The 23801-nt window shown below is 72.9% G+C and carries 23 protein-coding genes; 13 read left to right on the top strand and 10 right to left on the bottom strand.

Annotated elements, in window-relative coordinates; genetic code table 11:
* Positions 1-15: 15 nt before the first annotated feature.
* From ACYVF7_RS24980 to ACYVF7_RS24965, 4 genes are all read right to left on the bottom strand, one after another.
* Positions 16-1134 carry an ABC transporter substrate-binding protein gene (locus tag ACYVF7_RS24980; protein WP_460345224.1) on the bottom strand — a complete coding sequence of 373 codons (1119 nt, stop codon included), beginning with the start codon at positions 1132-1134 and terminating at the stop codon, positions 16-18.
* An 88-nt stretch (positions 1135-1222) separates the two neighbouring features.
* Positions 1223-1861 (bottom strand): hypothetical protein, encoded by a 639-nt coding sequence (locus ACYVF7_RS24975; RefSeq protein WP_460345221.1) that lies wholly within the window; start codon positions 1859-1861, stop codon positions 1223-1225.
* A gap of 73 nt (positions 1862-1934) precedes the next feature.
* Positions 1935-2273, bottom strand: a complete 339-nt coding sequence (locus ACYVF7_RS24970; RefSeq protein WP_460345218.1) for a HEAT repeat domain-containing protein — start codon at positions 2271-2273, stop codon at positions 1935-1937.
* A 20-nt stretch (positions 2274-2293) separates the two neighbouring features.
* Positions 2294-2713, bottom strand: a complete 420-nt coding sequence (locus ACYVF7_RS24965; RefSeq protein WP_460358109.1) for a transposase — start codon at positions 2711-2713, stop codon at positions 2294-2296.
* 279 nt (positions 2714-2992) lie between these two features.
* On the opposite strand from ACYVF7_RS24965, the gene ACYVF7_RS24960 reads away from it, so the two are divergent.
* The 4 genes from ACYVF7_RS24960 (at position 2993) to ACYVF7_RS24945 (ending at position 7361) form a co-directional block, all read left to right on the top strand.
* The gene (locus ACYVF7_RS24960) at positions 2993-3805 is read left to right on the top strand and encodes an NAD-dependent protein deacetylase (protein ID WP_460358106.1); all 813 of its coding nucleotides are present in this window, start codon (positions 2993-2995) and stop codon (positions 3803-3805) included.
* Positions 3806-3919: 114 nt separating this feature from the next.
* A complete protein-coding gene (locus ACYVF7_RS24955; protein ID WP_460345216.1) occupies positions 3920-5566 on the top strand; it encodes a LuxR C-terminal-related transcriptional regulator in 1647 nt (548 codons plus the stop codon).
* A gap of 134 nt (positions 5567-5700) precedes the next feature.
* Positions 5701-6507: a class I SAM-dependent methyltransferase gene (locus ACYVF7_RS24950; RefSeq protein WP_460345213.1), complete on the top strand. Its 807-nt coding sequence runs from the start codon at positions 5701-5703 to the stop codon at positions 6505-6507.
* Between the two features lie 14 nt (positions 6508-6521).
* The gene (locus ACYVF7_RS24945; RefSeq protein WP_460345210.1) at positions 6522-7361 is read left to right on the top strand and encodes an MFS transporter; all 840 of its coding nucleotides are present in this window, start codon (positions 6522-6524) and stop codon (positions 7359-7361) included.
* 132 nt (positions 7362-7493) lie between these two features.
* Here the strand turns inward: ACYVF7_RS24945 and ACYVF7_RS24940 are convergent, their stop codons facing one another.
* Complete coding sequence (locus ACYVF7_RS24940) at positions 7494-8120, bottom strand: LysE family translocator (RefSeq protein ID WP_460345207.1); 627 nt, start codon at positions 8118-8120, stop codon at positions 7494-7496.
* 146 nt (positions 8121-8266) lie between these two features.
* On the opposite strand from ACYVF7_RS24940, the gene ACYVF7_RS24935 reads away from it, so the two are divergent.
* Positions 8267-8491, top strand: a complete 225-nt coding sequence (locus ACYVF7_RS24935; RefSeq protein ID WP_460345204.1) for a DivIVA domain-containing protein — start codon at positions 8267-8269, stop codon at positions 8489-8491.
* A 29-nt stretch (positions 8492-8520) separates the two neighbouring features.
* Here ACYVF7_RS24935 and ACYVF7_RS24930 read toward each other — a convergent pair whose 3' ends face one another.
* Complete coding sequence (locus tag ACYVF7_RS24930; RefSeq protein WP_460358104.1) at positions 8521-8886, bottom strand: winged helix-turn-helix transcriptional regulator; 366 nt, start codon at positions 8884-8886, stop codon at positions 8521-8523.
* 96 nt (positions 8887-8982) lie between these two features.
* On the opposite strand from ACYVF7_RS24930, the gene ACYVF7_RS24925 reads away from it, so the two are divergent.
* From ACYVF7_RS24925 to ACYVF7_RS24900, 6 genes are all read left to right on the top strand, one after another.
* The gene (locus ACYVF7_RS24925; RefSeq protein WP_460345201.1) at positions 8983-9873 is read left to right on the top strand and encodes an NAD(P)-dependent oxidoreductase; all 891 of its coding nucleotides are present in this window, start codon (positions 8983-8985) and stop codon (positions 9871-9873) included.
* A gap of 185 nt (positions 9874-10058) precedes the next feature.
* Positions 10059-11024, top strand: a complete 966-nt coding sequence (locus tag ACYVF7_RS24920; protein WP_460345198.1) for an SWIM zinc finger family protein — start codon at positions 10059-10061, stop codon at positions 11022-11024.
* Entirely contained in the window at positions 10907-12637 is a 1731-nt protein-coding gene (locus tag ACYVF7_RS24915; RefSeq protein ID WP_460345195.1) for a DUF5691 domain-containing protein, read from the top strand. Before ACYVF7_RS24920 ends, ACYVF7_RS24915 begins: the two co-directional genes overlap by 118 nt.
* Before the next feature lie 381 nt (positions 12638-13018).
* Entirely contained in the window at positions 13019-14101 is a 1083-nt protein-coding gene (locus ACYVF7_RS24910) for an ATP-binding protein (protein ID WP_460345192.1), read from the top strand.
* Positions 14102-14103: 2 nt separating this feature from the next.
* Complete coding sequence (locus ACYVF7_RS24905) at positions 14104-16770, top strand: DUF5682 family protein (protein WP_460345189.1); 2667 nt, start codon at positions 14104-14106, stop codon at positions 16768-16770.
* A gap of 489 nt (positions 16771-17259) precedes the next feature.
* Positions 17260-18393 carry a VWA domain-containing protein gene (locus ACYVF7_RS24900; protein ID WP_460358101.1) on the top strand — a complete coding sequence of 378 codons (1134 nt, stop codon included), beginning with the start codon at positions 17260-17262 and terminating at the stop codon, positions 18391-18393.
* Positions 18394-18467: 74 nt separating this feature from the next.
* Here the strand turns inward: ACYVF7_RS24900 and ACYVF7_RS24895 are convergent, their stop codons facing one another.
* Together ACYVF7_RS24895 and ACYVF7_RS24890 are read right to left on the bottom strand one after the other, a co-directional pair.
* Positions 18468-19334, bottom strand: a complete 867-nt coding sequence (locus ACYVF7_RS24895) for a chitosanase (RefSeq protein ID WP_460345186.1) — start codon at positions 19332-19334, stop codon at positions 18468-18470.
* Between the two features lie 351 nt (positions 19335-19685).
* The gene (locus tag ACYVF7_RS24890) at positions 19686-20900 is read right to left on the bottom strand and encodes a cytochrome P450 family protein (protein WP_460345183.1); all 1215 of its coding nucleotides are present in this window, start codon (positions 20898-20900) and stop codon (positions 19686-19688) included.
* 259 nt (positions 20901-21159) lie between these two features.
* Here ACYVF7_RS24890 and ACYVF7_RS24885 point away from each other — a divergent pair, with 259 nt between their 5' ends.
* Both ACYVF7_RS24885 and ACYVF7_RS24880 read left to right on the top strand, forming a co-directional pair.
* Positions 21160-21813 carry a class I SAM-dependent methyltransferase gene (locus ACYVF7_RS24885; RefSeq protein WP_460345180.1) on the top strand — a complete coding sequence of 218 codons (654 nt, stop codon included), beginning with the start codon at positions 21160-21162 and terminating at the stop codon, positions 21811-21813.
* A 267-nt stretch (positions 21814-22080) separates the two neighbouring features.
* On the top strand, positions 22081-22452 hold the full coding sequence (locus ACYVF7_RS24880; RefSeq protein ID WP_460345177.1) for a hypothetical protein: 372 nt from the start codon (positions 22081-22083) through the stop codon (positions 22450-22452).
* A 16-nt stretch (positions 22453-22468) separates the two neighbouring features.
* On the opposite strand, the gene ACYVF7_RS24875 is transcribed toward ACYVF7_RS24880, so the two are convergent.
* Positions 22469-23002, bottom strand: coding sequence for a hypothetical protein (locus ACYVF7_RS24875; protein ID WP_460345175.1), 534 nt, complete (start codon positions 23000-23002; stop codon positions 22469-22471).
* Complete coding sequence (locus ACYVF7_RS24870) at positions 22999-23727, bottom strand: 2OG-Fe(II) oxygenase (RefSeq protein ID WP_460345172.1); 729 nt, start codon at positions 23725-23727, stop codon at positions 22999-23001. The genes ACYVF7_RS24875 and ACYVF7_RS24870 overlap by 4 nt, the downstream gene beginning before the upstream one ends.
* Positions 23728-23801 lie beyond the last annotated feature (74 nt).

Raw genomic sequence — 23801 nt, 5'->3', positions numbered from 1 at the left:
ATCACTTGACAAACCTCATTGAGAATCGGGGTGGATCACCTTCGCGAGCTTCTCGACGGCCCAGGCGTTCATCGGCCCCAGATACGCGCCGTCCGAGACGACCGAGTACGTGCGGGTCTTCGACGCCTGCCACTGCGGATAGGCCGCGAACAGGCGCTCGGCCTCTTCAGCGGGCTTCTCGTTCGGGGTGAAGGCTCCGACGACGAGGACGTCGACCTGGGCGGTGGCCAGTTGCTCCTTGTCGAGGGTGCGCGTCGTGTCCTCGGTGCGTCCGGCGAAGGAGTTCACCCCGCCCGCCGCCTTGATGACGTCGTCGTAGATGCCACCGATCATGATGGCGGGCAGGCCGTTGGCGTTCATCATCGACATCCCCGGATAGGCGATCAGCACCTTCCGCGGCGGCTTCCCGGCGACCTTCGCCTGGACGGCCCGCACACGGGCGCGAAGCGTGCCGACCGTCCGCGCGGCCTTGGCCTGCACGTCGAAGATCCGCCCGAGCAGCGTCATGAACCGGAACGACGACTCGATCGACGCGTGCCGCCACGCCGCCTTCTCCGCCGGAGACGCGTCCGGTTTGCCGTTCGCGCAGTTGACGGGGTTGACGAGCGAGTTGATGCCCGCCGCCGCGAGCCGTTCGCGTGTCGCGAAGCCGTTGCGGGCGTCGAACCCGCCGGACCAGGTGGAGACCACCAGGTCGGGCCGGGCCGCCAGCACCTGTTCGGCGGGGACGTCGAAGTTCTTGTTCACCGACAGGCCCCGGGTGGGCAGCGCCTTGATGGCGGCCACCATCGACGGCTCGTCCGACACCCCGTAGTGCTGGACGTTCGCCAGGATGGGGCGAGTCAGGCCGAGCATGATGAAGCTCTCGACCTCCCCCACCGACGTGCCGTTGAGGATGAGCACCCGGCTCGGCGGCCGGGTGAACGTCATCTTCTGCCCGCAGTTGTCGATGGTCAGCGGATAGGAGGTCCTGCGGGGCGCGGCGTCGTCCGGCGCGGACGCGCCGGATCGTACGGGCTCGGTGCCGCAGCCGGCGGCGGTCACGACGACCGCCGCGGTCAACGCGGCGAGCGTCTTTGCGGGCCGGGTCGCCGACGGGCTCGACGCTCGTGCCCGGGCATGCGGAAAAGACATGGTGCTCCTCGGAAGGACATGCGGCTGGAACACGCCGCCCCGACCGACGCGAACGCAGAGCGAAGCGCGTCGTCGGGACGGGTGGTGATCAGATGCGGGCGTTCGCGGGAACGCCGGTGTTCCGAGGAGGGCCGCGTCGTACGAGGACATACCGGAGCGCGGCCGTGACGGGCGGGGTGTCGTCGTCGCGACGGCACGGTCCGGCGGGAGGGCGCGGGGGCGTGCGGAGGTCCGCGTGTGCCAGCAGGACCAGCGCCCGCAGCGTACGGCCGAGGAGGGACTCGCCGAGTGCGCTCAGCGCGCGCCAGAGGGCGCGTTCGCCGGCGTACAGCCACAGGGCGACGAGCATTCCGGCGACCGCGTGGGCGCCGAGCATGCCGAGCCCGGCCGACGCGCCGTGCCGTACGGTCGGGGGCGCGCCGACGACGTGATGCACACCGCCGTGCATGGTCATGACGAGATGCGCGGGCGCGGACGGCGTGGCCCAGGTGAACCACTCGTGCAGGCAGGTCTGCGCGACCTCGACGGCCAGCAGGATCCACCAGGCCGACCGCCGCCGGTCGGCGAGGCAGTAGCCCACCGCCGTGACGACGGCCAGGGCGGTCCACCCCGCCCAGGCGGGGGCCGGCCGGGCGGCCATCATGTCGTGGCCGGCCGTGGACAGCACGACGCACACCGAGGCGAAGACCCCGGCGCGCATCAGACGGAACCACCCAGGCGGACGCATGACCTCACCGAACTACTACGGCGCGTAGTACACGGAGCCTACACCGCGGATGATCAACGCACCGGGCCGGGCGTCAGGCGATCCAGCCGTTGACGCGCGCCCGGTGGAGGGCCTGTCGGGCGTCGCCGCTGTCGAGCATCTCCAGGCCCCGGATCGCCCAGAACCGCAGCGACTCGTCGTCGCTGTCGAGCTGATCCGCCAGGACCGGCAGAGCCCCCGGAGCCCGGGCCTCGGCGATGAGCTCGAGGAGCAGGCAGCGCAGCTCGTCGTCGTGCTCTTGGCCGAACGCCGCGACGATCTCGTCGACGTACGTGTCGGCGTGCTCGCGCAGGAAGTCGAAGCCCTGCGCCCGGAGCGTCGGATCCGGGCTCCGCATCGACTCCAGGGCCCGTGCAATGCGCTGGTTCGCCATCAGGTCTTCCTAGTGCCGCGTCAACCAACGTTGGTTGTGTAAGGACCGTGTTGGTTGATCCTCTCATGGGCGAGCGACTCCCCACCGGGTGGTGGGGCGGGCCGCGGCCGGCCAATGGACCCATCGATGGCGCCGTGATGGGGGCGTCGTCTGGGGTCACGCCGTGCTGGTCCGGTACCGGGGAGGTGCCGTCCGGCTCGACGGTGCGTGATCACCACCGGGAATTCGTTCTTGGTGGTGATGGGTCCGCCCGGCATACGCCGGGCGATGTTGGCACCGCCGACCAAGTCGCGGTGCCCACGGAAACCACAATGCATACACCTGAAGAGACGGCCGGTGGGTTTGGGCACCCTCCGCCCACAGGCCGGGCAGGTCGACGAGGTTCCGCGTTCATCGACCAGCACGAGGCGGATCCCAGCCTGTTCGGCCTTGTCCTTCAGACAGCGGATCAGGTGATCGCCAACGCCCCATTACACAGCGAACGATTCTGGACACGGCGCTAGCACCGTGGGTTCGGGAACGCACCGCATCGTAGAGGCAGCTGCTCCGACGGTCTCACCACCATCCGCCTGGCTCGGGCAGGGGCGGGCATCGCGCATCATGGAGGGGTGACTGGGGCGGTAGACGACGGCGGACTTCACGTCAGGCCGGGTGGCGCTCGCGGGCCGGGCGGGGCGGCGGTCGTCGGGACGGATCCGGCGTTCGGCACCGCCTTCGCGATGCTGGTCGACCTGGTCGCCGACGGCGATGTGGTGGTCCTGAGCGGGGCCGGTCTGTCCACCGAGTCCGGCATCCCGGATTACCGGGGTGAGACCGGTCGTCAGAGGCGTGCCACCCCGATGACGTACCAGACCTTCGTCGGCAGCGAGGCGGCCCGGCGGCGCTACTGGGCGCGCAGTCACCTGGGCTGGCGGCACGTGGCGCGGGCCGCGCCCAACGACGGTCACCGCGCGGTGGCCGAGTTCCAGCGACGCGGGCTGCTGAGCGGGGTCATCACCCAGAATGTCGACGGTCTGCACCAGGACGCCGGAGCGCGCGACGTCATCGAGCTGCACGGCAGCCTCGACCGCGTCGTCTGCCTCGCGTGCGGGCGGCGCACCCCGCGCGAGGAGCTCGACGAGCGCCTGCGCGCGGCCAACCCCGGCTGGGACGCCGAGGCCAGCGTGATCAATCCCGACGGTGACGCTGTGCTGGACGACGACCGCGTCGACTCCTTCCGTACCGTCGACTGCCGGGACTGCGGCGGGGTGCTCAAGCCGGACGTCATCTTCTTCGGCGAGAACGTCCCGCGCCCGCGCGTCGAGGACTGCTACGCGCTGACCGAGCGTGCCGGCACCCTCCTCGTCCTCGGGTCCTCGCTGACGGTCATGTCGGGGTACCGGTTCGTGCGCCGCGCCGCCGAGCGGTCGATCCCGGTCGCGATCGTCAACCGGGGCGCCACGCGGGGCGACGGCGAGGCGCTGCTGACCCTGGACGCCCCGCTGGGCACGACGCTCACCGCGCTCCTCGCCGAACTGGCCCCTCGCTCGTGAACCCCACGAGGGCAGGCGCGTCTTCTTGACGGCATACCGAGTGGCGGCTGCCGTGCGGGCAGTCCTCACCGGTCACGACGGATCGCCACGCGCCAGGATGCCAACCCTCTGCGGGTGAGCGATGATGCGGATATGACGATGATCGCCGACCGGCTGCGGGAAGGCCGCGACCTCTTACGACGGGGCGCGTGGGCCGAGGCCCGCAAGGTCTTCACCGTGGCCCTCGAGGCGTCGGACGACCCCGCGGCCGCGGAGGGCATCGCCAGTGCGTCGTGGTGGCTGGAGAACGACACGGAGGTCACCGCACGGTACGAGGACGCCTACCGCGGATACCGCGCGGCGGGCGACGACCGCGGGGCGGCCCGGGTCGCCGCCTGGCTGGGCAACGGCGCGCTCCAGTTGCGCGGGGAGGCCGCGGTCGCCCAGGGCTGGTTCCAGCGGGCGGAGCGGCTCCTGGCCGACCTTCCCGAAGGGGAGGAGCACGGCCTGCTGTCGCTGTTCAAGGGAATGGCCGCGCGCTTCCGGGGCGACGTCGAAGAGACGGACGAGCTGGCGGCGCGCGCCGTCGAGATCGGCCGCCAGCTCGGCTCCCCCGATCTCGAGGTCCAGGGAATGGCGCTCACCGGGATGGCGCGCATCGGGCAGGGCGAGGTCGCCGACGGCATGCGGCTGCTCGACGAGGCCGCCGCGGCGGCGCTCGCCGGCGAGGTGCGCGAGGTCGGATCGGTCTGGATCCCCACCTGCTACCTCGTCCAGGGCTGCGAGCAGGTGCGCGACTGGGACCGGGCCGAGCAGTGGCGCGCCCGCGTCATGGACTTCTGCCGGCGCTTCGACCTGGGCTCGCCCTTCTTCCGGTGCCGGACGCACTACAGCACGATCCTGCTGTGGCGCGGCGACTGGGCCGCGGCCGAGGCCGAGCTCCTCCATGCCGCCAAGGCACTGCGGATCCAGCGGCCCATGTTCGCGGCGGAGGCGTGGGTACGCCTCGGCGAGCTGCGCCGCCGCCAGGGGCGATGGGAGGAGGCGGCCGACCTGTTCGCGTTGAGCCGGTCACTTCCCGCCGCCCGTATCGGGCAGGCGGAGCTTCGCCTGGACCGGGACGACCCGGACGACGCGCTCGACCTCGCCGGGCGCCTGCTGGAAGCGATCGGCGGCGCGGAGCGCGGCCCCGCCCTGGAGGTGTTCGTCCGCGCGGGCGTACGGACGAAGGACCCCGACATGGTCGCGGAGGCCGTCGACGAGCTGGCCGAGATCGCCCGCGTGTCCGGCGTCGAGGCCGTGGAGGCGGCGGCCCTGTGGGCCCGGGGCGTTCACCGCGCGGCGCTCTCCGACACGGCCCAGGCGATCCCGCTGCTGGAGAGCGCGGTCGAGCTGTACGAACGCGCGGGCGGACCGTACGACGCCGCCCGCACCCGCCTCGACCTGGCATCGGCTCTCCTCGCGAGCGGCCGGCCCGGCCCGGCGGCCGAAGAGGCGCGAGCCGCGCAGGACGTCTTCGAGCGGCTGGGCGCCACCGCCGACTCACGGCGGGCGAACCGCCTCGAGGGCCGGGCGCACAGCGCGCCGACCGCCGGGCTGACGCCGCGCCAGGTCGAGATCCTGCGGCTGCTGGCGGTCGGCCTGACCAACGCCGAGATCGCGAACCGGCTGGTCCTCAGCGAGCACACGGTCAAACGGCACGTCGCGAACATCCTCGCCCGCCTGGGGCTGCCCACTCGCACGGCCGCCGTCGCGTACGCTTCCCGCGTCGGCTTGCTTTAGCCGCGCTCGGAGGCGCTCGCTCCTGGGAGCCCTGGTCCTGGCGGAGGTCGTGGCCCGTTCGGGCCATGGCGCGCGGGAGGTTGGCCCGCTCGGGCGAAGATGGCCGGGGTGGACCGGCCGTAGCGTCCCCGAACATGACCGACTACGCGCTCATCACCGAAGCCCAGCGCAAGGCATGGTCGGCCGGCGACCTCGGCAAGCTGGCCGCCCGCATGTCCACGCTCTACGCCGAGCTGCTCTGCGAAGCGATCCGGCTGCGCCCCACCGAACGGGTCCTCGACGTCGCCGCCGGGACCGGCACGACGTCCATCGCCGCGGCACGCCGCTTCTGCGACGTCGTCGCCGTCGACTTCGTGGGCGACTTCCTCGCGAAGGCCACCCGCCTGGCCGGCACCGAGGATCTCGAACTGGAGACCCACGAAGCGGACGCGCAGGACCTTCCGTTCGAAGACGGTTACTTCGACGCCGTCCTGTCGACGTTCGGCATCATGTTCGCCCCGGACCAGCAGCGCGTGGCCGACGAGCTGATTCGCGTCGTACGTCGCTCCGGCCGGATCGGCTTCACCGCCTGGACCCCCGACGGTGTCATCGGCCGCTACGCGCGCACGATCGGCAAGTACCTGACACCGCCTCCGGGCGTCCGCTCCCCGTTCGGGTGGGGAACCGAGGAGCGGATCCGCGAGCTGTTCGGGGGACGGATCAAGTCCGTCAAGGTCGCCCGCCGCGCCCAGCCGTTCTGCTACCCGTCGGTGGAGTTCGCCGTCGAGTACTTCCGCGCCTGGTACGGCCCGGCCCGCGCCGCGTTCGACCGGCTCGACGAAGGCGGCCGTAAGGCGCTCCAGGACGACATGGTCGCCGTGTGGGAGAGCGCCAACGAGGCCGGCGACGGCAGTCTCGTCGCCCACGCCGACTACCTCGAATGCGTCATCGAGACCACCTGATCCGAGGAGCCGAGATGCGATCATCGGATGCGAAGCACCCCTGGATGGCGCTGACGGCGCTGTGCCTGGGGATGCTGGTCGCCTCCCTCGACACCACGATCGTCAACGTCACGCTGCCGAGCCTCGTCACCGGCCTGCACGCGGGGCTCGACCAGGTCCTGTGGGTCGTCAACGGTTACGTCCTCGTCTATGCCGCTCTGCTCATCACGGGCGGCCGTCTCGGCGACGTCCTCGGTTCGCGGCGGATGCTGCTGACCGGCCTTATCCTGTTCACTCTGGCGTCGGCCCTGTGCGGGATCTCCGGCAGCGTCACCCAGCTGGTCATGGCCCGCATCCTGCAGGGTCTGGCGGGCGCCGTGATGGTTCCCCAGGTGATGGCGCTCATCGCCGCCATCTTCCCGGCGGAGCGCCGAGGCACCGCCTTCGGCCTGCTGAGCGCCACGACCGGCGTGGCCGCGGTGAGCGGGCCGGTCCTCGGCGGCCTCATCGTGACCGACTGGAGCTGGCGCTGGGTCTTCTACATCAACGTTCCGGTCTGCGCCGCGGCGGTGCTGCTGACGGTGCTCTTCGTGCCGGATGCCCGCCCCGACCGGCGTCACCGCTTCGACCTGCCGGGCGTCATCCTCGTCACCGCCGGCCTGGGAGCGATCACCTTCGGCCTCATCGAGGGCCAGCACTACGACTGGGGCACCGTGACGGGCTTCGCCACGATCCCGGCCATCATCGCGGCCGGCGCCGTGGCCGTCGCGGTGTTCGTCTGGTGGGAGGGCCGGCGCTCCGAGCCGCTGGTGCCGCTCACACTGTTCCGATACCGGTCCTTCTCGGTGGCGACCTCGGTCAACGCCGTCCTCTAACGTCGAAGCGCTCGGCGGGCGCCTCAGCCTCATGGCCGACTTCGGCGACGAACTGCTGCGTGGGATGAGGCGGACCGGCGCTCGGGAGTGGTGCCGGTCCGCCCTCGGACGTCGCATCCGGGTACGCCTGACTCAGCGCCGCCGGTGACCGGGGCCGGCGAACGCGGTGAGCACGCCGAGCCCGAGATACACGGCGCTCGTCACGTACCGCTGCCGGCGCCGGAAGCCCCGGCTGCCACGCAACCGGTGCCCGAGCGAGCCGGCGGCGAGGGCGTACGCGAAGTCGGAGGCCAGCCCGATCAGCGCCGTCACGAGCCCCATGACGACGATCTGGGCGGGCACCGCGCCCGCCCGCTCGTCCACGAACTGCGGCAGGAACGCCAGGAAGAACAGGATCACCTTCGGGTTGAGCAGGTTGACCAGGACGCCGTCGAGATAGACACGCCGGAGCGGCCGCGGCTCGAGCACCAGGCCCTCGTCGTCGCCGCGACACAGCGTCCGCACCGCGAGGTAGACGAGATAGGCCGCCCCGGCGTACCGCACCGCGCCGAACGCCGTCGCCGAGGCGGCCACCAGCGCGGACAGGCCGGCCGCCGCGGCGAGCACGTGCACCAGCGTGCCGGTCTCGACGCCGAGCGCCGAGGCGATGCCCGCACGGCGCCCTTCGCCGACGCTCCGCGTGGTGATGTAGAGATGGTTCGGTCCGGGGACGGCGACGAGGGTGAGCGCCGCCAGCAGGAACAGGAGGGGATGGGTCACCGTCCGTACGCTAGGTCTGACATCGGGCCCGGCCCCAGGTCCAATCGCCCTCCCGGAACATGGACCATCCTCACCCGCCGTACGCGTTCGCCCGGCTGCGTCGCCTGAGATGATCAACAGGATCCGACGACGCGGGAGGAACCGGCGTGAACGACGCGTTCGACATCGCCTGGCGCGGCTACGACCGCCGCCAGGTCGACGAGTACCTCCGGCGCCTGGCCGACGACCCCACGGGCACGCCCCCGCCCACCTTCGACGTCGTACTGCGCGGCTACGACCGGCGTCAGGTGGACCGGTACCTCGCCGAGCGGGGATCGCCCGGCGGCCGTACGGATGACGGCGGGCCGCTGGAGGGCTTCTTTGGCTCCTGAGCGTGGACGGCGGGCACCCGTCCGCCGGGTCAGGTGGCGGTCTCCCGCGCGGGGGCGTGGGCGTACGCGCCGCCGAGGATGTTCTCGCGGCCCCACGCGCCGAGGGGGGCGAGCGCCGCGTTGAGCGAGACGCCGAGCGCGGTCAGCGAGTACTCCACGTGGGGTGGCACCTCGTCGTACGCTTCACGGTGCACGATGCCGTCCTCCTCGAGCTCCCGCAGGTGCGAGGCCAGCACCTTCTCCGTGATGCCGGGCAGGTTCCGCCGCAGTTCGCCGAACCGGCACGGCCGCTCGTTGAGCGCCCAGAGGATCAGCACCTTCCACTTCCCGCCGATGACGTCCATGGCGGCGTCGATGCCGCACACGTAGCTCCCGGGCCTGCGTACGGTCGCCAACTCCATCTCTCCTGCCTGCTCGCTTACCCCACGGTCACCACGCACTTCGAAGTGCGTACTTGATCGTTTCGGTCCCTGAGCACCAGCCTAACCAGCATGAACTCGGAAAAGACTCCTGTCACTCTTCTCGGGCTCGGCACGATGGGCACCGCGCTGGCACGTGCGTGGCTCGCCGCCGGGCATCCGCTCACCGTCTGGAACCGCACGGCGGCCCGGGCCGAACCGCTGGCCGCCGACGGGGCGACGGTCGCGGCGACCGCCGCCGAGGCGGTGGCCGCAGGCGGCCTCGTGGTGGTCTGCCTGCTCGACGACGCCTCGGTCGCCGAGGCCCTGGCCGACGCCGACCTGACGGGCAAGGACCTGGTCGACCTCACCACGGGCACTCCGGGCCAGGCCCGGGACCGGGCCGCGTGGGCGCGGGCCCGCGGCGCCCGCTTCCTGGACGGCGGGATCATGGCGGTCCCACCGATGATCGGGGCTCCAGGCTCCGGGGCGTACGTGTTCTACAGCGGATCCCGGCCGCTGTTCGAAACCCACCGTGACACCCTGGCCGTTCCGGCCGGCACCGTGTACGTCGGGGAGGATCCCCGCCTGGCGGCCCTGCACGACGTGGCGCTGCTGAGCGCGATGTACGGGATGTTCGCCGGGGTCGCGCACGCGTTCGCGCTGGTTCGGGACGAGGACGTCGCCCTGAAGGACTTCGCGTCCCTGCTCGCGGGCTGGCTCACCGCCATGACCGCGTCCGTGCACGGGACCGCCGACCACCTGGGGAGCGGCGACTACACCAGCGGTGTCGTCTCCAACCTCGCCATGCAGGTCGCGGGGACGCCGACGCTGCTGCGCACGGCCGAGGAGCAGGGCGTCAGCCCCGAACTGCTCACGCCGTACCTCGACCTGATGAAGCGCCGCCTCGCCGACGGCCACGGCGACGAGGACACCACGGGCGTCATCGACCTGCTCGGACGCCGTACGGACCGGGTCGGCTGACGGCCACCGCCCCTACGCCAGAATCACCGCTCTGGAACGGCAGCCACCCGCACTCGACAGTGGCCGTACGGACCGAGTCGGCTGACGGCCGCCACTCCTACGCCAGAACCACCGCTCCGAAACAGCGGCCAGCCGTGCTCGACGGTCGGGGCGGAATGTCGGCGGACACCGATAGCGTCGACCGTGTGATCGAATCGGAGAGGACGCCCGCCCAGCACGGCGATGCCGGGCCGCGGACGACCGCCGAGCGCCGTGAGCGGCGAGTGGCCGCGGGTGTCGAGGAGCTCGACCGGTGGCTGTGCGACCAGATCGAGCAGGGCCTGGCGCACGTCGATCGCGCTCCGTCCACCAGGTGGGAGGACGTCGCCCGCCGCCTCGTCGACGCCCAGGCGAGCGGGCTCGCGGCCTGGGTGCGCGAGCTCGGCGCGATCCCGGGTCGTGGCGGTGACCGGCCCGAACGGCTGCTGGAGGAGTACGCCCTGCTGCGGCTGCTGACGACGGCCTTCCGGCGCCGTGACGAGCTACCGGAGCCGCTGCTCGCCGCCGTCCGGTCCCGCGTCGGCTTCACCGTGAGCCAGGAGGAGGTCCTGGCGGGCGAGCGGGTCCGGGATCACTGGTACGTCGCGGGCTGCCGGGACGTCGAGCAGGACCGGCTCGTCGCGCGGCGGGTCTGGTTGCGCGGCCAGGAGACCGGACGATCCGCGCTCGTCCTGACCTTCGCCGCGCCGGGCCGGGCGCTCGACGCGTCCCTCGCCGTCGGCGACACGATCGACGCCGAGCTCGCCTACTACCCCGGGGCGCTGCCGCTGCGCGCCCTCGTGGCGGTCCGCCATCCCGCGCCCGCTCAGGGTCCGCCGCGCGGCACGACCGTGACGGCACTCCTACGCGAACACGCCGCGGCCCTGGCCCAGGACCCATGGCTGGAGCGGTGGCCGGCCGTGCTGACGGGCGTCCGCCCGGCGCGCGACGGTGCGGGCCGTCCCCATCTGGTCGACGGAGACGGCGACGCACTCCCCCTGCGCACGACCGACGTGTGGCGTCTGCTGGCGGTGTCCGGCGGCCGGCCGTTCACGGTGTCCGGCGAGTGGTCGCCGCGGGGGCTGCTCCCCCTGTCCGCCTGGCAGGAGGAGGAAGGGACCGTGGTCCTGTGAGCGCCTGGGGCGAGCACGTGAGCGCCGCGCTGCTGGGCACCCGACGGCGACCGGTGCCACCGCTAGCCGGGACACCCACACCCAGCGAACCATCGCCACCCGCTGGAGCACCCACGCCCGGCCGGCCGGCAGCGCTCGACCGGGCACCTGCGCCCGGTGAAGCACCGCCCGACGGGACGCGTGCGCTCGGGGAGGTACCCGTGGGGCCGGTCGAGCCGGCGGCTCGGCTGCTGGAGCAGGCGGCGGTGTTGACGGCGCGGCGGCGGGCCGGGTGGCGGCCGGTTACTGCCGAGCCGGTCGCGCCTGCCCCGGCGGAGACCGCGCCGATCGTTCCGCCCGCCGCGGCCGTGCGGCTGCGCCGGATCCTGTCCGGCGAGTGCGCGCGGGTCCTGCCGGAGTGGCTCGACGGGGCCGCCCGTAGCGGTCGCCGTGTCCCCGCGCATCTGCTTCCGGACCTGCTGCACAAGGGCCGCTCCGACCGGGCGCTCCGGCCGTCCATCGCACGGGCGGCGGGTCGCCGGGGCGTGTGGCTGGCGATGCAGAACCTCGACTGGGCGTACCTCGTCGTGGCGAGCGGCGGCGATGCGGCCCAGGATCCCGAAGTGTGGAAGACCGGTGCCCGTGCCCAGCGCGTCGCGCACCTCATGCGGCTGCGGGTCACCGACCCGGCCGCGGCCCGTACGACGCTGTCCTCGACGTGGGCGCGCGAGCCCGCCCCGGAGCGGGCGCTGTTCCTCGCGACGTTCGAGCGCGGGCTGTCCCTCGCGGACGAGGACTTCCTCGAGGCCGCGCTCGACGACCGGGGTCTGGAGGTGCGTCGTATCGGGGCCGACCTGCTCGCCCGGCTCCCCGGCTCGGCGTACGCCGGGCGCATGGCCGACCGGGGACGCGCCTGCCTGCGCCCGCGGACCGGGCCGGCCGCCACGCCGGAGGCGATCGTCGTCGATCCGCCGGCCGATCACGACGAGGCGATGCGGCGTGACGGCATCCCGTACCACGCGGTCGAGCGCATCGGGAACCACGCGGGCTGGCTGCGGGAGATTCTCGCGCGTACGCCGCTGGCGACCTGGACCGGCCGGTTCGGCGCGGTCCCGGAGTGGGTCGTCCGGCTGCCGGTCGTGGTCGACGGGTCGCGCGAGCCGGACGCGGGCCGTGCCCGGGACGTCCACCTCGGCTGGGCCCGCGCGGCGGCACGGCAGCGGGACGCCGCCTGGGCCCGCGCGCTCCTGGCGGGCGACGTCGTGCTCGGCGAGGTCACCACACTGGCCGATCTGCTGGACGTCCTGCCCACCGTCGAGCGCGACGACGCCGCGGCCGAGGCCGTCCGGCGGATCGAGGGGCACGCCGACCGCCTCACGGTGCTCGAACGCGTCCCCGGCCCCTGGGGCGGCGCGCTCGCCGACGCGGTGACGACCGCGCTGGCCACCGCCGCGGCGGATCCCGACGGCGAACGCTTCCCGGTCGACCTGGCCCGCCTCGCCGGCGAGCGCCTCACGCCGGCCACCGCGCCCCGCCTGGCCGGCCTCGTCCGGCGACACTCCGCGTGCCGGCCGCTGTCCGAGCTCGCCGACGTCCTGCGCTTCCGCCACGACATGCTCGAGGAGCTGCGGTGACGCCGCCGGGCCCACACAACGGACGGACCCGTGCCGCTGACTCCGACGAAGGAGCCCTGCCGTTGACCTCTCCCCCGGCTGAAGCGGGGGGATTGAACCCTCGCGGGTTGAGCTTTCCGCTTCACCGCCCGTTGCCGACCCGGCTGACCGGCGTGGGACGGAGTGCCGCCCATCGGTCTTACACAGGCCGCCCGGACCTGACTTCCCGCCTGCCCGGCGGGCTTGGTCATCACCCGCCGGGCGAGACATCACATCACCGTCCGCCATAGTGCATGTACCAAAAGTTACGGAAATCTGCTGAGGATCTCCGGTCCTTGCCCCTGCAACGCAAGGGTCCGATCTCTTCCCTGCCCGAGGGCGGGGTCACCACGGAGGTATCTGATGACCGAGGCCGTGCTGCGCCCGCACGCGGAGCACCAGTTCGCCGACGAGCTCGCCCTGCTCGCCGAGCGGGACGACCGGCCACGCCCGCCCGGCTGGCGGCTGTCGCCGCAGGCCGTCACGGTCTATCTTCTCGGCGGAACGCTGGCCGACGGCTCGGTGATCACGCCGAAGTACGTTGGGCCTCGGCGTCTGATCGAGGTGGCCGTCGCCACACTCGCCACGGACCGGGCGCTGCTGCTGCTCGGCGTGCCCGGCACGGCGAAGACCTGGGTGTCGGAGCACCTGGCGGCTGCGGTCAGCGGTGACTCGACGCTGCTGGTCCAGGGCACCGCCGGCACGGCGGAGGAGGCGATCCGGTACGGCTGGAACTACGCGCGGCTGCTGGCCGAGGGCCCTTCGGAGAAGGCGCTCGTTCCCAGCCCGGTGATGCGGGCGATGCGGTCCGGGGCCGTCGCCCGGGTCGAGGAGCTGACCCGGATGCCCTCGGACGTTCAGGACACCCTCATCACGATCCTGTCCGAGAAGGCCCTGCCGATCCCCGAGCTGGGCTCCGAGGTGCAGGCCCGTAAGGGGTTCACCGTGATCGCGACCGCCAACGACCGCGACCGGGGCGTGAACGACCTGTCCAGCGCGCTGCGCCGCCGGTTCAACACCGTCGTGCTGCCGCTGCCCGCGACGACCGAGGAGGAGGTCGACATCGTCGCCCGCCGGGTCGCCCAGATCGGCACGTCGCTGGAGCTGCCGGAGACGGGCACCGGTCTGGAGGAGATCCGCCGGGTGGTGACCGTCTTCCGCGAGCTGCGCTCGGGACGCACGGCGGACGGCCGTACCAGGCTCAAGTCGCCCAGCGGCACCCTGAGCACCGCGGAGGCGATCTCGGTGATCACGAGCGGCCGCGTCCTGGCGACGCACTTCGGCGATGGCGTGCTGCGCGCCGCGGACGTCGCGAGCGGCATCGTCGGTACCGTCGTGCAGGACCCGGTGTCGGACCGCGTCGTGTGGCAGGAGTACCTCGAGACGGTCGTCCGCGACCGTCCCGAGTGGCACGACTTCTACCGTGCCTGCCGCGAGGTCTCCTGACCGTGGCCGCCCCTGCCCACGAACGCGTACGGATCTTCGGGATCCGGCACCACGGCCCCGGATCGGCGCGGGCGCTCGTCCGCGCGCTGGACGAACTGCGGCCCGACGTCGTCCTGATCGAAGGGCCGCCCGAGGCCGACGCGCTCGTCGGGCTCGCCGCGGACCCCGGCATGGTGCCCCCGGTCGCGCTGCTCGCCCACGCCGTGGACGGCGGAGAGGGACGGCGGGCGGCGTTCTGGCCGTTCGCGGAGTTCAGCCCCGAATGGCAGGCGATCCGTCACGCCCAGCGGGCGGGGGTGCCCGTCCGCTTCTGCGACCTGCCCGCCGCCCACCAACTCGCCGACGACCCGCCTGGCGACAAGCCCGTCAAAACCGAGGCGCTTCCGGAGACCGACGATGACGAGCCGGCCGCTGACAAGCCCACAGGACCCGAGGCGGTTCCGGCGTCCGGCGACGGCCCCGGCTGCACCTCGGCGGCCGGGGACTCTGGAGAGCCGGAGGCGGATCCCCTGGCCGGCGGCGGCATGGAGACCACAGGAGAGAGCAGCGGGCCGGACGCGGAGACGGTCCGCCTCGATCCCCTGACCGGCGACGGCCCCGGCGCGCAGGCACCGGGAGAGGACGGTGGTCGGGACGCGCTGGCCGAGGCGCCGGGAGAAGACGGTGGGCCGGATGCGATCGCCGAGGCGCCGGGAGAAGACCGTGGGCCGGAGGCGGTCGCGGAGGCGGTGCGGCTCGATCCCCTGGCCCGGCTGGCCGAGGCCGCGGGCTACGACGACGCCGAACGCTGGTGGGACGACGTCGTCGAACACCGCGACGGCGGGCCGTCGCCGTTCCCGGCCATCGCCGAGGCGATGGCCGCGCTCCGGGAGCATGCCCCGGCCCTGCCAGAGGATCATCTGCGGCGGGAGGAGCGGCGCGAGGCCTTCATGCGCAGGACCGTGCGCCAGGCGCTCAAGGAGGGGTACGAGCGCATCGCGGTGGTCTGCGGCGCGTGGCACGTGCCCGCGATCGCCGCCGGGCTCCGCCCGCCTCGTTCGGCCGATGCGCCCACCGCGGCGGGCGACGACCGTACGCTGCGCGGACTGCCCACGGCAAAGGTGGCGCTGACCTGGGTGCCGTGGACGCATGGGCGCCTGGCGAACCGCTCCCGGTACGGCGCCGGCATCACTTCGCCGGGGTGGTACCACCATCTGTTCACCGCGCCCGACCGGCCGATCGAGCGCTGGTTCACCGCGGTCGCGGCGGTGCTGCGCGACGAGGACCTGCCTGTGTCGTCCGCGCACGTCATCGAGGCCGTCCGCCTCGCGAACGCGCTCGCCACCCTGCGCGACCGGCCGCTCGCCGGACTCGCGGAGGTCACCGAAGCGACCCTCGCCGTCCTGTGCGAAGGCGCGGAGCTCCCCCTGGAGCTGATCCAGCGCCGCATGGTCGTCGGCGAGCGCATGGGCGCCGTACCCGAGAGCGCGCCGATGGTGCCGCTGCAGCGCGACCTGCGGGACGAGCAGCGGCGGCTGCGGCTCAAGCCCGCGGCGACGGCCAAGGAACTCGACCTGGACCTGCGCCGGCCCATCGACCTGGACCGCAGCCGGTTGCTGCACCGTCTCCGCCTGCTCGGGGTCCCGTGGGGAGAGCCCGCCGGATCCGGCCGTGGCAAGGGCACCTTCCGCGAGAGCTGGACCCTGACCTGGCGGCCGGAGTTCGACGTCCGGCTGGTCGAGGCCGGCGCGTGGGGTCTGACGGTCCGGAGTGCGGCGTCCGCCCGGGCGGGGTTCCTGGCCACGGCGGCGGACGCCCTGCCGGCGCTCACCGTTCTGGCCGAGCACTGTCTGCTGGCCGACCTCGCCGACGCGCTGCCGGCCGTCATGGCCGCGCTCGCCGACCGGGCGGCGGCCGACACCGACGTCACCCACCTCATGGCGGCGCTGCCGGCCCTGGTCCGTACGCTGCGGTACGGCGACGTGCGGGGCACCTCGGTAGGACCGTTGCGCACGGTTGTCGACGGCCTCGTCGTACGGATCTGCGTGGGCCTTCCGAAGGAGGTCTCCGGGCTGGACGACGACGCGGCCCGTACGCTCCTCGACCGCGTCGACGAGGTCCACGACGCGATCGCCCTGCTCGGCGACGGCGAACACACCGCCCGCTGGCACGGCACGCTGGCCTCGCTCCTCGACCGGCCGGGGCTGTCCGGTCTGATCGAGGGACGGCTCACCCGGCTGCTGCTGGACGCCGGACCGCCGGGCGAGGAGGACGGGCCCGCCGGCCGGGTCGGCGACCGGATGGCGCGCGCCGTCTCGGTGGGCGAGTCACCGGCCCGGGCGGCCGCCTGGATCGAGGGCTTCCTCTCCGGCGGCGGCCTGATCCTCGTCCACGACGACCGGCTGCTCCGCCTGGTCGACGACTGGATCAGCGGCCTGCCCGCCGACTCCTTCACCGACGTGCTGCCACTGCTGCGCCGGACGTTCGCGACGTTCGAGGCGCCGGAGCGCCGGTCGATCGGCGAGCGGGTGGCCCGGATCGCCACGGCCTCCGCGCCGGACGCCGACGACGAACCCTTGGACCTGGTACGCGCCGCCCCGGCCGTACGGACGGTCCTCGACATCCTCGGCCGGCCCTGGCCCGAGACGGCTCCCGGCCGAGCGCGAGACGACGAGAAGAGGAATCAGTGAGCGCATCGAAGGGAGGCCACTCCGCCTCGGCGGCAGGGAGGCCAGAAGCGGCGGGCGCAACGGCGGGCACGTCGAAAGCGGCTGGCACGCCGGAAGCCACGGGCGCACCAGAAGAAACGGCCGCTAAGGCGGGCGCAGCAGGCGCCCCGGAAGAAGCGGGCGCAGAGGCGGGCACGGCAGAAGAGGCGGCAGACGCGGGTGGTGCGCCAGAAGAGCCGGCGACCGGGCGAGGGGCGCCGACAGCGACCGCGCGCCTTCGTCCCTCGCACGCGCGCCGGCCTCTACGCGGCGAGACCGCGCGCGGGGTCCACGGGCGGCCGTAGCGCGCCGGCCGAAGCCCCGCGCGGGGCGGCTTGCGGAGGCGCACCGGAAGCAGCGGCCGGGCGAGGAGGGGCGGTGGGCGTGCCCGAAACGGCGGCTGGGCGAGGATGGGCGACGCGCGAGGACGTCCCGTACGCGAGCGGAGGGCGCACGGTGAGCGAGGAGCGGATGCGGCGCTGGCGGATGGTGCTCGGCGGCGAGGCGACCGAGGCCACCGGCGCGGCCCTCGCCGGAGACGACGCGAAGATGGACGGCGCGCTCGATGCGCTGTACGGCGCGCGGGGTGCCGGCCGGGGCGGCCGCGGTGCCGGGCTGGGGGCGTCCGCACCGCAGGTCGCACGCTGGCTGGGCGACATCCGGACGCTCTTCCCTTCGACCGTCGTGCAGGTCATGCAGAGGGACGCCGTCGAACGCCTCGACCTGACACGCCTGCTGCTCGAACCCGAGATGCTGGAGGCGGTCGAGCCCGACGTCCACCTGGTCGGCACCCTGCTGTCCTTGAACCAGGTGCTGCCGGAGCGGGCCAGGGAGTCCGCGCGGGCGGTCGTCCGCACCGTCGTACGCCGGCTCCAGGAACGCCTCGCGCAGCGGACGAGGTCGGCAGTCGACGGCGCCCTCGACCGGTCCGCCCGGCGACGACGGCCCCGGCGCGCCTCCGAGATCGACTGGCCCCGCACCATCCGCGCGAACCTCCCCCACTACGTCCCGTCCCACCGGACCGTCGTCCCCGAACGCCTCATCGGGTACGGCCATCGGCGGCGGGCCGTCGAACGCGACATCGTCCTGTGCGTCGACCAGAGCGGCTCGATGGCGTCGTCCCTGGTCTATGCGGGGGTGTTCGGCGCGGTTCTCGCCTCGATGCCGACGCTGCGCACCTCGTTCGTCGTGTTCGACACGTCGGTGGTGGATCTCACCGACCGGCTGCACGACCCGGTCGACCTGCTGTTCGGCAGCCGGCTCGGAGGCGGGACCGACATCAACCGGGCCCTCGCGTACTGCGAGCGCCTCATCACCCGACCGAAGGAGACCGTCCTCATCCTGATCAGCGACCTGTACGAGGGCGGCGCCCGCGCGGAGATGCTCCGGCGGGCGGCGGCCCTGACCGCCGCGGGCACCCAGGTCGTGGCGCTGACCGTCCTCTCGGACGTAGGCGCCCCGGCCTTCGACCACGGAAACGCCGCCGCCCTGGCCGCCCTGGGCGTTCCGGCGTTCGCCTGCACGCCCGACGCGTTCCCCGACCTGATGGCCGCGGCGATCGAAGGCCGCGACCTCACGGAATGGGCGGAGCGGAACGCGCCCTAACGCGGGCGCTGAATGGCGGGTCGGCTCTCGGGCGGCGGACCACCACGCCGCCGCCCGAGAGCCCGTCCGGTCCCCTACTTCTCGATCGAGTAGCTGTCGCCGTACACCTTCCAGTGCAGCGGCGGATCGAGGTCCAGGTTGCCGGCCTTCAGGAAGACCCGCTGTTCGGTGTCGACCCGGCTGGTGTCGCTGTGGGCCTCTTCGTGCTTCATGGCGACCTTGCGCGCGTCGAGGAACGCGTTGAGGTAGGTCACCTCGCTGCCGCCCTGGGCCGGGGTCTTGGCCTTCTTCATGGCCGCCGCCCGGATCCCGCCGAAGCTGTCGCCGTCGCTGCCGGGCCCGTGCATGACGATGGCGTCGTAGTAGATGAACTGGCCGAGCGCGCGCAGGCCGTCCTTCTTGGCCTGGTTGACCGCCGGGTTGAAGTAGACCCGGTCGCGTTCGTCGTCCTGGGCCTGCTGGAACACCTTGTCCGAGGCAGCCTTACGCCAGTCCTTGGTGAAATTCGGGTCCAGGCCCTTGTGCGAGTCGCTGCCGTTCACCTTTTTGAGTGCGGGCAGATATTTGGCCAGGACGTTGCCGGGCTCTCGATCGGTGTACAGCTGGACGAGGTCGAGCATGTCACCGGTGCCGGAGCAGAACCCGATGATGCCCGCGGTGTAGCCCCGGCCGTCTCCGATGTCCTCGATGTACTTGTACTGGGCTCGCCAGTCCAGCGAGGAGTTCTCCGCGCTGGACACCAGCTGCATGGCGATGTCCTTCTTGTGCGGGTCGGTGAGGTCGACGGCCGAGGCCGTGACGGAGCCGGCCTGGACGGCGTGCGAGGCGGGGGAATGCCCGGTGCCCGCCTCGACGGCGGCCGCGGAGGCGAAGGCCACGCCCAGGGCGAGGACGACCGGGACGCTCCGTCGAGCGGACTTTCGGGTAAGTGGAAGACGCATGTTCCTAACCGTTTCAGTCAGCATCCTTGACATGCCGTTCACGGCTGGGGGCGCAGAACGGCACCGCACCATCGGCGGGCGATGGCGACTTGTCACGACAGGGCGATCGCCAATGCGTTAGGTAAGGTTCCTAACAAACCAGGATGAAAGCAGGCTCCGAAGGCGCTGTCAACACGTTCACCCGAACAGAGAATGCCGGCTTCGGCGGCACCGGCCATTACCTTAAGAGAGCCTTATGCGCGAATTAAGGCTGCCCGATCCGGCTGACATTCGTAGCCCCGAAGCACAAGGCCCCCAGCGGTCGCCGACCAAGCGGCGGCGATCGGTTCCCCTACGCGGATGGACGATCGGTCAGGCCACGACGACCGGCAGGGCGGTCAGTCCGTTGATCAGCAGGCCGGCCTGCAGGGTGAGCTCCTCCGGGGGGACGGCCAGGCGCAGCTTCGGGAATCGGTCGATCAGCGCGCCGAGCGCGATCCTGGCCTCCAGCCGGGCCAGCGGCGCGCCGAGGCAGTGGTGGATGCCGTGGCCGAAGGCCAGATGTGACGCCGGTCGCCTCGTGACATCGAGTCCTTCCGGGTCGGGGAACTGGCGGGGATCACGATCGGCGGCCAGCAGTGCGGGCAGCACCACCTCACCGGCGGGGATGGTGACGCCGCCGATCCGTACCGGTGCCGCCGTCCGGTAGGGGGTCGCCACCTGCGCCGGGCCGTTGAACCGGAGGAGTTCCTCGACGACCGCGGGCAACCGATCGGGTTCGGCGCGCACCAGCTCGAGCTGGTCGGGATGGGTCAGCAGCGTCTGCATGCCGCCGCAGATCAGATGGGCCGTGGTCTCGTATCCGGCGACGAGCAGCAGGAAGACCATCGAGGTCAGCTCGTTCTCCGACAGCCGGTCGCCGTCCGCGGACACCGCGACCAGTGCCGAGATGAGGTCGTCGGACGGGTCGGCCCGCTTCTGGTCGATCAGTTCCCGGATGTAGGAGATCAACGAGGTCGCCGCGGCGACGAAGGTCTCGGCGGGGTGGACCGAGCCGTTGATGGCCACCTTCGTCCACTCCTGGAAGTCGCCCCGGCGGTCCGCCGGTACGCCGAGCAGCTCGCTGATCACGGTGAGCGGGATGGGGTTCCCGAAGGCCGCCAGCAGGTCGACCGGCGCGCCATGCTCCCCCGCGGCCGAGACGTCGTCCAGCAGAGCGTCGACGATGAGCCGGATGTCCGGCTCCAGCCCGTCGATCCGCCGCCGGGTGAACGCGGCGGACACCAGCCGGCGCAGCCGGGTGTGATCGGGCGGGTCGGCGCCGAGCAGATGGTGGTCCATCGCCGCGGCGAGCTCGGCCGGGACGGCGTCACGATGTGGTCCGTCGCCCCCTTTGCCCTTGATGACGTCGGGGTGAGTGAGCGCCTCGCGCGCCTCGGCGTAACCGGTGATCAGCCATACCGGGACACCGGTGAACAACGTGACCCGCTGGACGGGCCCGGCCGCCGCCAGTTCGGCGAACGCGGCATACCGAACGGCCGACTTACTCTCGGCGAACGCGGTGGCTATCGCGGGCGATTCCGCCATGGTCAGCTCCGATCAAGACCGTCGTCCGGCCAGCGGCCGGTGATCATGACGGTCCAACGCTACCGAAGATCCGCAACCCATCAGCCCGCCTACTTCCTAGATCCAGGCCGTCGGCCCGGCTCGATAGGCTGAGCAGAGTGAGGCCCTGTTCGACCGCCGCCCTGCCGGGCCGACCGCCCCGCGACCGGTCCACCCACCGACCACCCCATCGGCGCTCGGCACTTCGGCGGCCTCGCGGCACCACCCCACGGAGCCGCCCGTGACAGCCGGTACGGTCCGTACGCTCACCCGGGTCTCGACGCCTCCGCTGGTCCCGGAGATCTCGCTGCACCTGGCCGACGAACCGTTCGCGACCTGGGAGGCGACCCAGCGCGACCAGGCGGGCGCCGATCAGACCGCCCCCGACCTGCCGCCACCGTTCTGGGCATTCGCCTGGGCAGGCGGACAGGCCCTCGCCCGGTACGTCCTCGACCACCCTTCGACGGTGGCCGGGCGGAGCGTCCTGGACCTGGCCAGCGGGTCCGGTCTCGTCGCGATCAGCGCGGCGCTGGCCGGCGCGCGATCGGTGACCGCCTGCGACATCGACCCGCTCGCCGCGACCGCCATCGGCCTCAACGCCGCCCTCAACGGCGTGCACGTCGACGTCCTCACCGAGGACGTCCTGGGGGGCGACCTCGACGGAGTGGACGTGGTCCTCGCCGGCGACGTCTGCTACGACGCGGACCTCGCCGACGCCATGATGACGTTCCTGCGCGCGCAGCGACGACGGGGCCGGGACGTCCTGCTCGGCGATCCGCTGCGCCCGTACCTGCCGCGCGGGCTCACCGTCCTCGCCCGGTACGAGGTGCCGGGCACCGCGAACCTGGAAGAGCGGGCCGTCACCGCGGCGGCCGTGTTCGCGATCCCCGCGTGACTCCGGGCGGGACCGTCACCGCGGCGGCGGTGTTCGTGATTCCCGAGTGGGTCCGCGCTCCGGTGGCGGCTCCGCAGCCTCCAGACACGAGCGGACGAAGTCGCGGATGATCGGATCGGTGCTGTCGCGCTCCCACAGGCGGCGTGGCCAACACGCTCCCTCAACCGGCGGCCGGACCGCGCTCGTGACGGCGGCCGCCTTCCCCTCGTCGCGCCGGCCGCCGTTCCGCTCGGCCGGATCGGCGCCGCCCGCCCGGAGAGCGCGTACGTGTCCGCCGCCGACACGCGCGGCGACGCCACCCCCGCGGACGACGTCACCTGCACGAACGACGCCGCCACCCCCGCGGGCGACGACGCACGGCGGCGCGCGACCCGCCGGGGGCTCCTGCTGTGGACGCTGGCGGCCGGACTCGCCACCGTCGGTTCCAACTCGGCGGCCTCCTACTTCATCCAGATCGGCGCAGCCTCCGGCCTGTCGACCGCCGTCGCCGGACTGATGCAGTCGCTCGCGGGCGTCCTCGCCGTCGCGGTGCGGCTCACCGCAGGTGGCATCGCCGACCGCGCGCCCCGGCACAACCCGATCGTGGTCGCGGAACGTTCGCCATGGCCACCGGCATCCCTGCTCCGGCCCCACGACTGAACCGCCGGAGGCCCCGTCACCGTCGATCCGGGTACCGGGTGGTGATCCAGCGGTCCGCGGCCTCCCACGTCGCGCCGTCCGCGGTCGCTCCGCGCAGCCCGCGTACCACGCCGGCTCCGGCGAGTGCCGGGAGACGGGCGTCCTGGAGCGAGGCGAACGCGTACGTGCGCCGCGGGTCCCAGTCCGTGTCGTACCGCAGCCGGCGGCTGAGCTGGGCGAAGCCGAGCGGTGCGGCGGCCACGACCCACGCGTCAGGGGTCTGCGCGGTCATCCGCCGGGCTGGGCGGAGCCAGGACGCGGCGCGCTCCGGCCAGTCCACCACGGCGATGACCTCCCGGCCGAGGGCCCGCCACGCGTCGAGGAACGCCCGGGCGGTTGCCGTGGACGCGTCGTCGCGGCCGTGCCCGACGACGACCGCCTCGAACCGGTCCTGCTCCAGGAGGCCGAGCAGGGCGGCGAGTTCGGCGTCGGTGTGCGGGCCGGGCGGCGGCGACTGTCCGTACGCCTTCGCCTGCGCCTCCGTGAGCCGCGGCGACGAGGACCCGGTCACGTGGCGTCGTGGAAGACGAGGCCCAGCGCGCGGCGGTGGCCCGACCGTACGGTGCTGACGCCGTGCCGTACGGCGCCCGCCGACCAGCCGCGCTTGGTGCGGACGGGCCGGTCACGGGTGGTGAAGATGAGGCCGTGGCCCTGCCGGAGCACGGTGGTGGTGCCGCGCGACTGGGCGCGGGGCCGCTGCTCGACGAGCAGGAACTCCCCGCCGGTGTAGTCGGTGCCCTGCTCGTCCAGGCCGATGACGACCTGGAGCGGGAACACCATGTCGCCGAACACGTCGCGGTGCAGCGCGTTCCAGTCGCCCTGCCCGTAGCGCAGCAGGATCTGGGCGGACCGGTCCTGCCCGGCGGCGTGGCACATCGCGAGCCACTCGTCCAGGTCGTCGGGCCACGGCGCGGGCCGGCCGAGCCGCGCCGCCCAGTCGCGGGCGATGGTCAGCAGGTGCGGGTAGAAGGCGTGGCGCAGCTCGGCGACGGGCTCGGGCAGGTCGTGGGTGAAGTACCGGTACTGCCCGGAGCCGAACCGGTGCCGGGCCATGTCGACCGTCGTGCGGAACAGCTCCGCCCGCTCGTACAGTCCGGCGATGGCGCGGCACTCCTCTGAGGTCAGCAGCCGAGGCGTCAGAGCGCAGCCGTACTCGTCCAGCTCTGTGGCGAGGGCCGCCCAGTCCGCGACGTCGACGTGCCGCCTCACCTGCGAAGCGGTGTGCTGTGAGGTCATACCTCCACTCTGTCGCGGAACCCCCTCGCCGGACTGGCGGAAATCCGACACCGCGTTCGCGTAAGAGCGTCTCC

Source organism: Actinoallomurus acanthiterrae, from assembly GCF_054775715.1.
This window is presented reverse-complemented; position numbering and strand designations above follow the sequence as displayed.

What these genes read in the sequence shown, in the direction of transcription:
- ACYVF7_RS24895 (WP_460345186.1), bottom strand. Translation starts at nt 19,334, where the DNA reads ATGCGTCTTCCACTTACCCGAAAGTCCGCTCGACGGAGCGTCCCGGTC.
- ACYVF7_RS24925 (WP_460345201.1), top strand. Translation starts at nt 8,983, where the DNA reads ATGAACTCGGAAAAGACTCCTGTCACTCTTCTCGGGCTCGGCACGATG.
- ACYVF7_RS24945 (WP_460345210.1), top strand. Translation starts at nt 6,522, where the DNA reads ATGCGATCATCGGATGCGAAGCACCCCTGGATGGCGCTGACGGCGCTG.
- ACYVF7_RS24975 (WP_460345221.1), bottom strand. Translation starts at nt 1,861, where the DNA reads ATGCGTCCGCCTGGGTGGTTCCGTCTGATGCGCGCCGGGGTCTTCGCC.
- ACYVF7_RS24870 (WP_460345172.1), bottom strand. Translation starts at nt 23,727, where the DNA reads ATGACCTCACAGCACACCGCTTCGCAGGTGAGGCGGCACGTCGACGTC.
- ACYVF7_RS24960 (WP_460358106.1), top strand. Translation starts at nt 2,993, where the DNA reads ATGCTGGTCGACCTGGTCGCCGACGGCGATGTGGTGGTCCTGAGCGGG.
- ACYVF7_RS24980 (WP_460345224.1), bottom strand. Translation starts at nt 1,134, where the DNA reads ATGTCTTTTCCGCATGCCCGGGCACGAGCGTCGAGCCCGTCGGCGACC.
- ACYVF7_RS24890 (WP_460345183.1), bottom strand. Translation starts at nt 20,900, where the DNA reads ATGGCGGAATCGCCCGCGATAGCCACCGCGTTCGCCGAGAGTAAGTCG.
- ACYVF7_RS24910 (WP_460345192.1), top strand. Translation starts at nt 13,019, where the DNA reads ATGACCGAGGCCGTGCTGCGCCCGCACGCGGAGCACCAGTTCGCCGAC.
- ACYVF7_RS24900 (WP_460358101.1), top strand. Translation starts at nt 17,260, where the DNA reads ATGCGGCGCTGGCGGATGGTGCTCGGCGGCGAGGCGACCGAGGCCACC.
- ACYVF7_RS24950 (WP_460345213.1), top strand. Translation starts at nt 5,701, where the DNA reads ATGACCGACTACGCGCTCATCACCGAAGCCCAGCGCAAGGCATGGTCG.
- ACYVF7_RS24970 (WP_460345218.1), bottom strand. Translation starts at nt 2,273, where the DNA reads ATGGCGAACCAGCGCATTGCACGGGCCCTGGAGTCGATGCGGAGCCCG.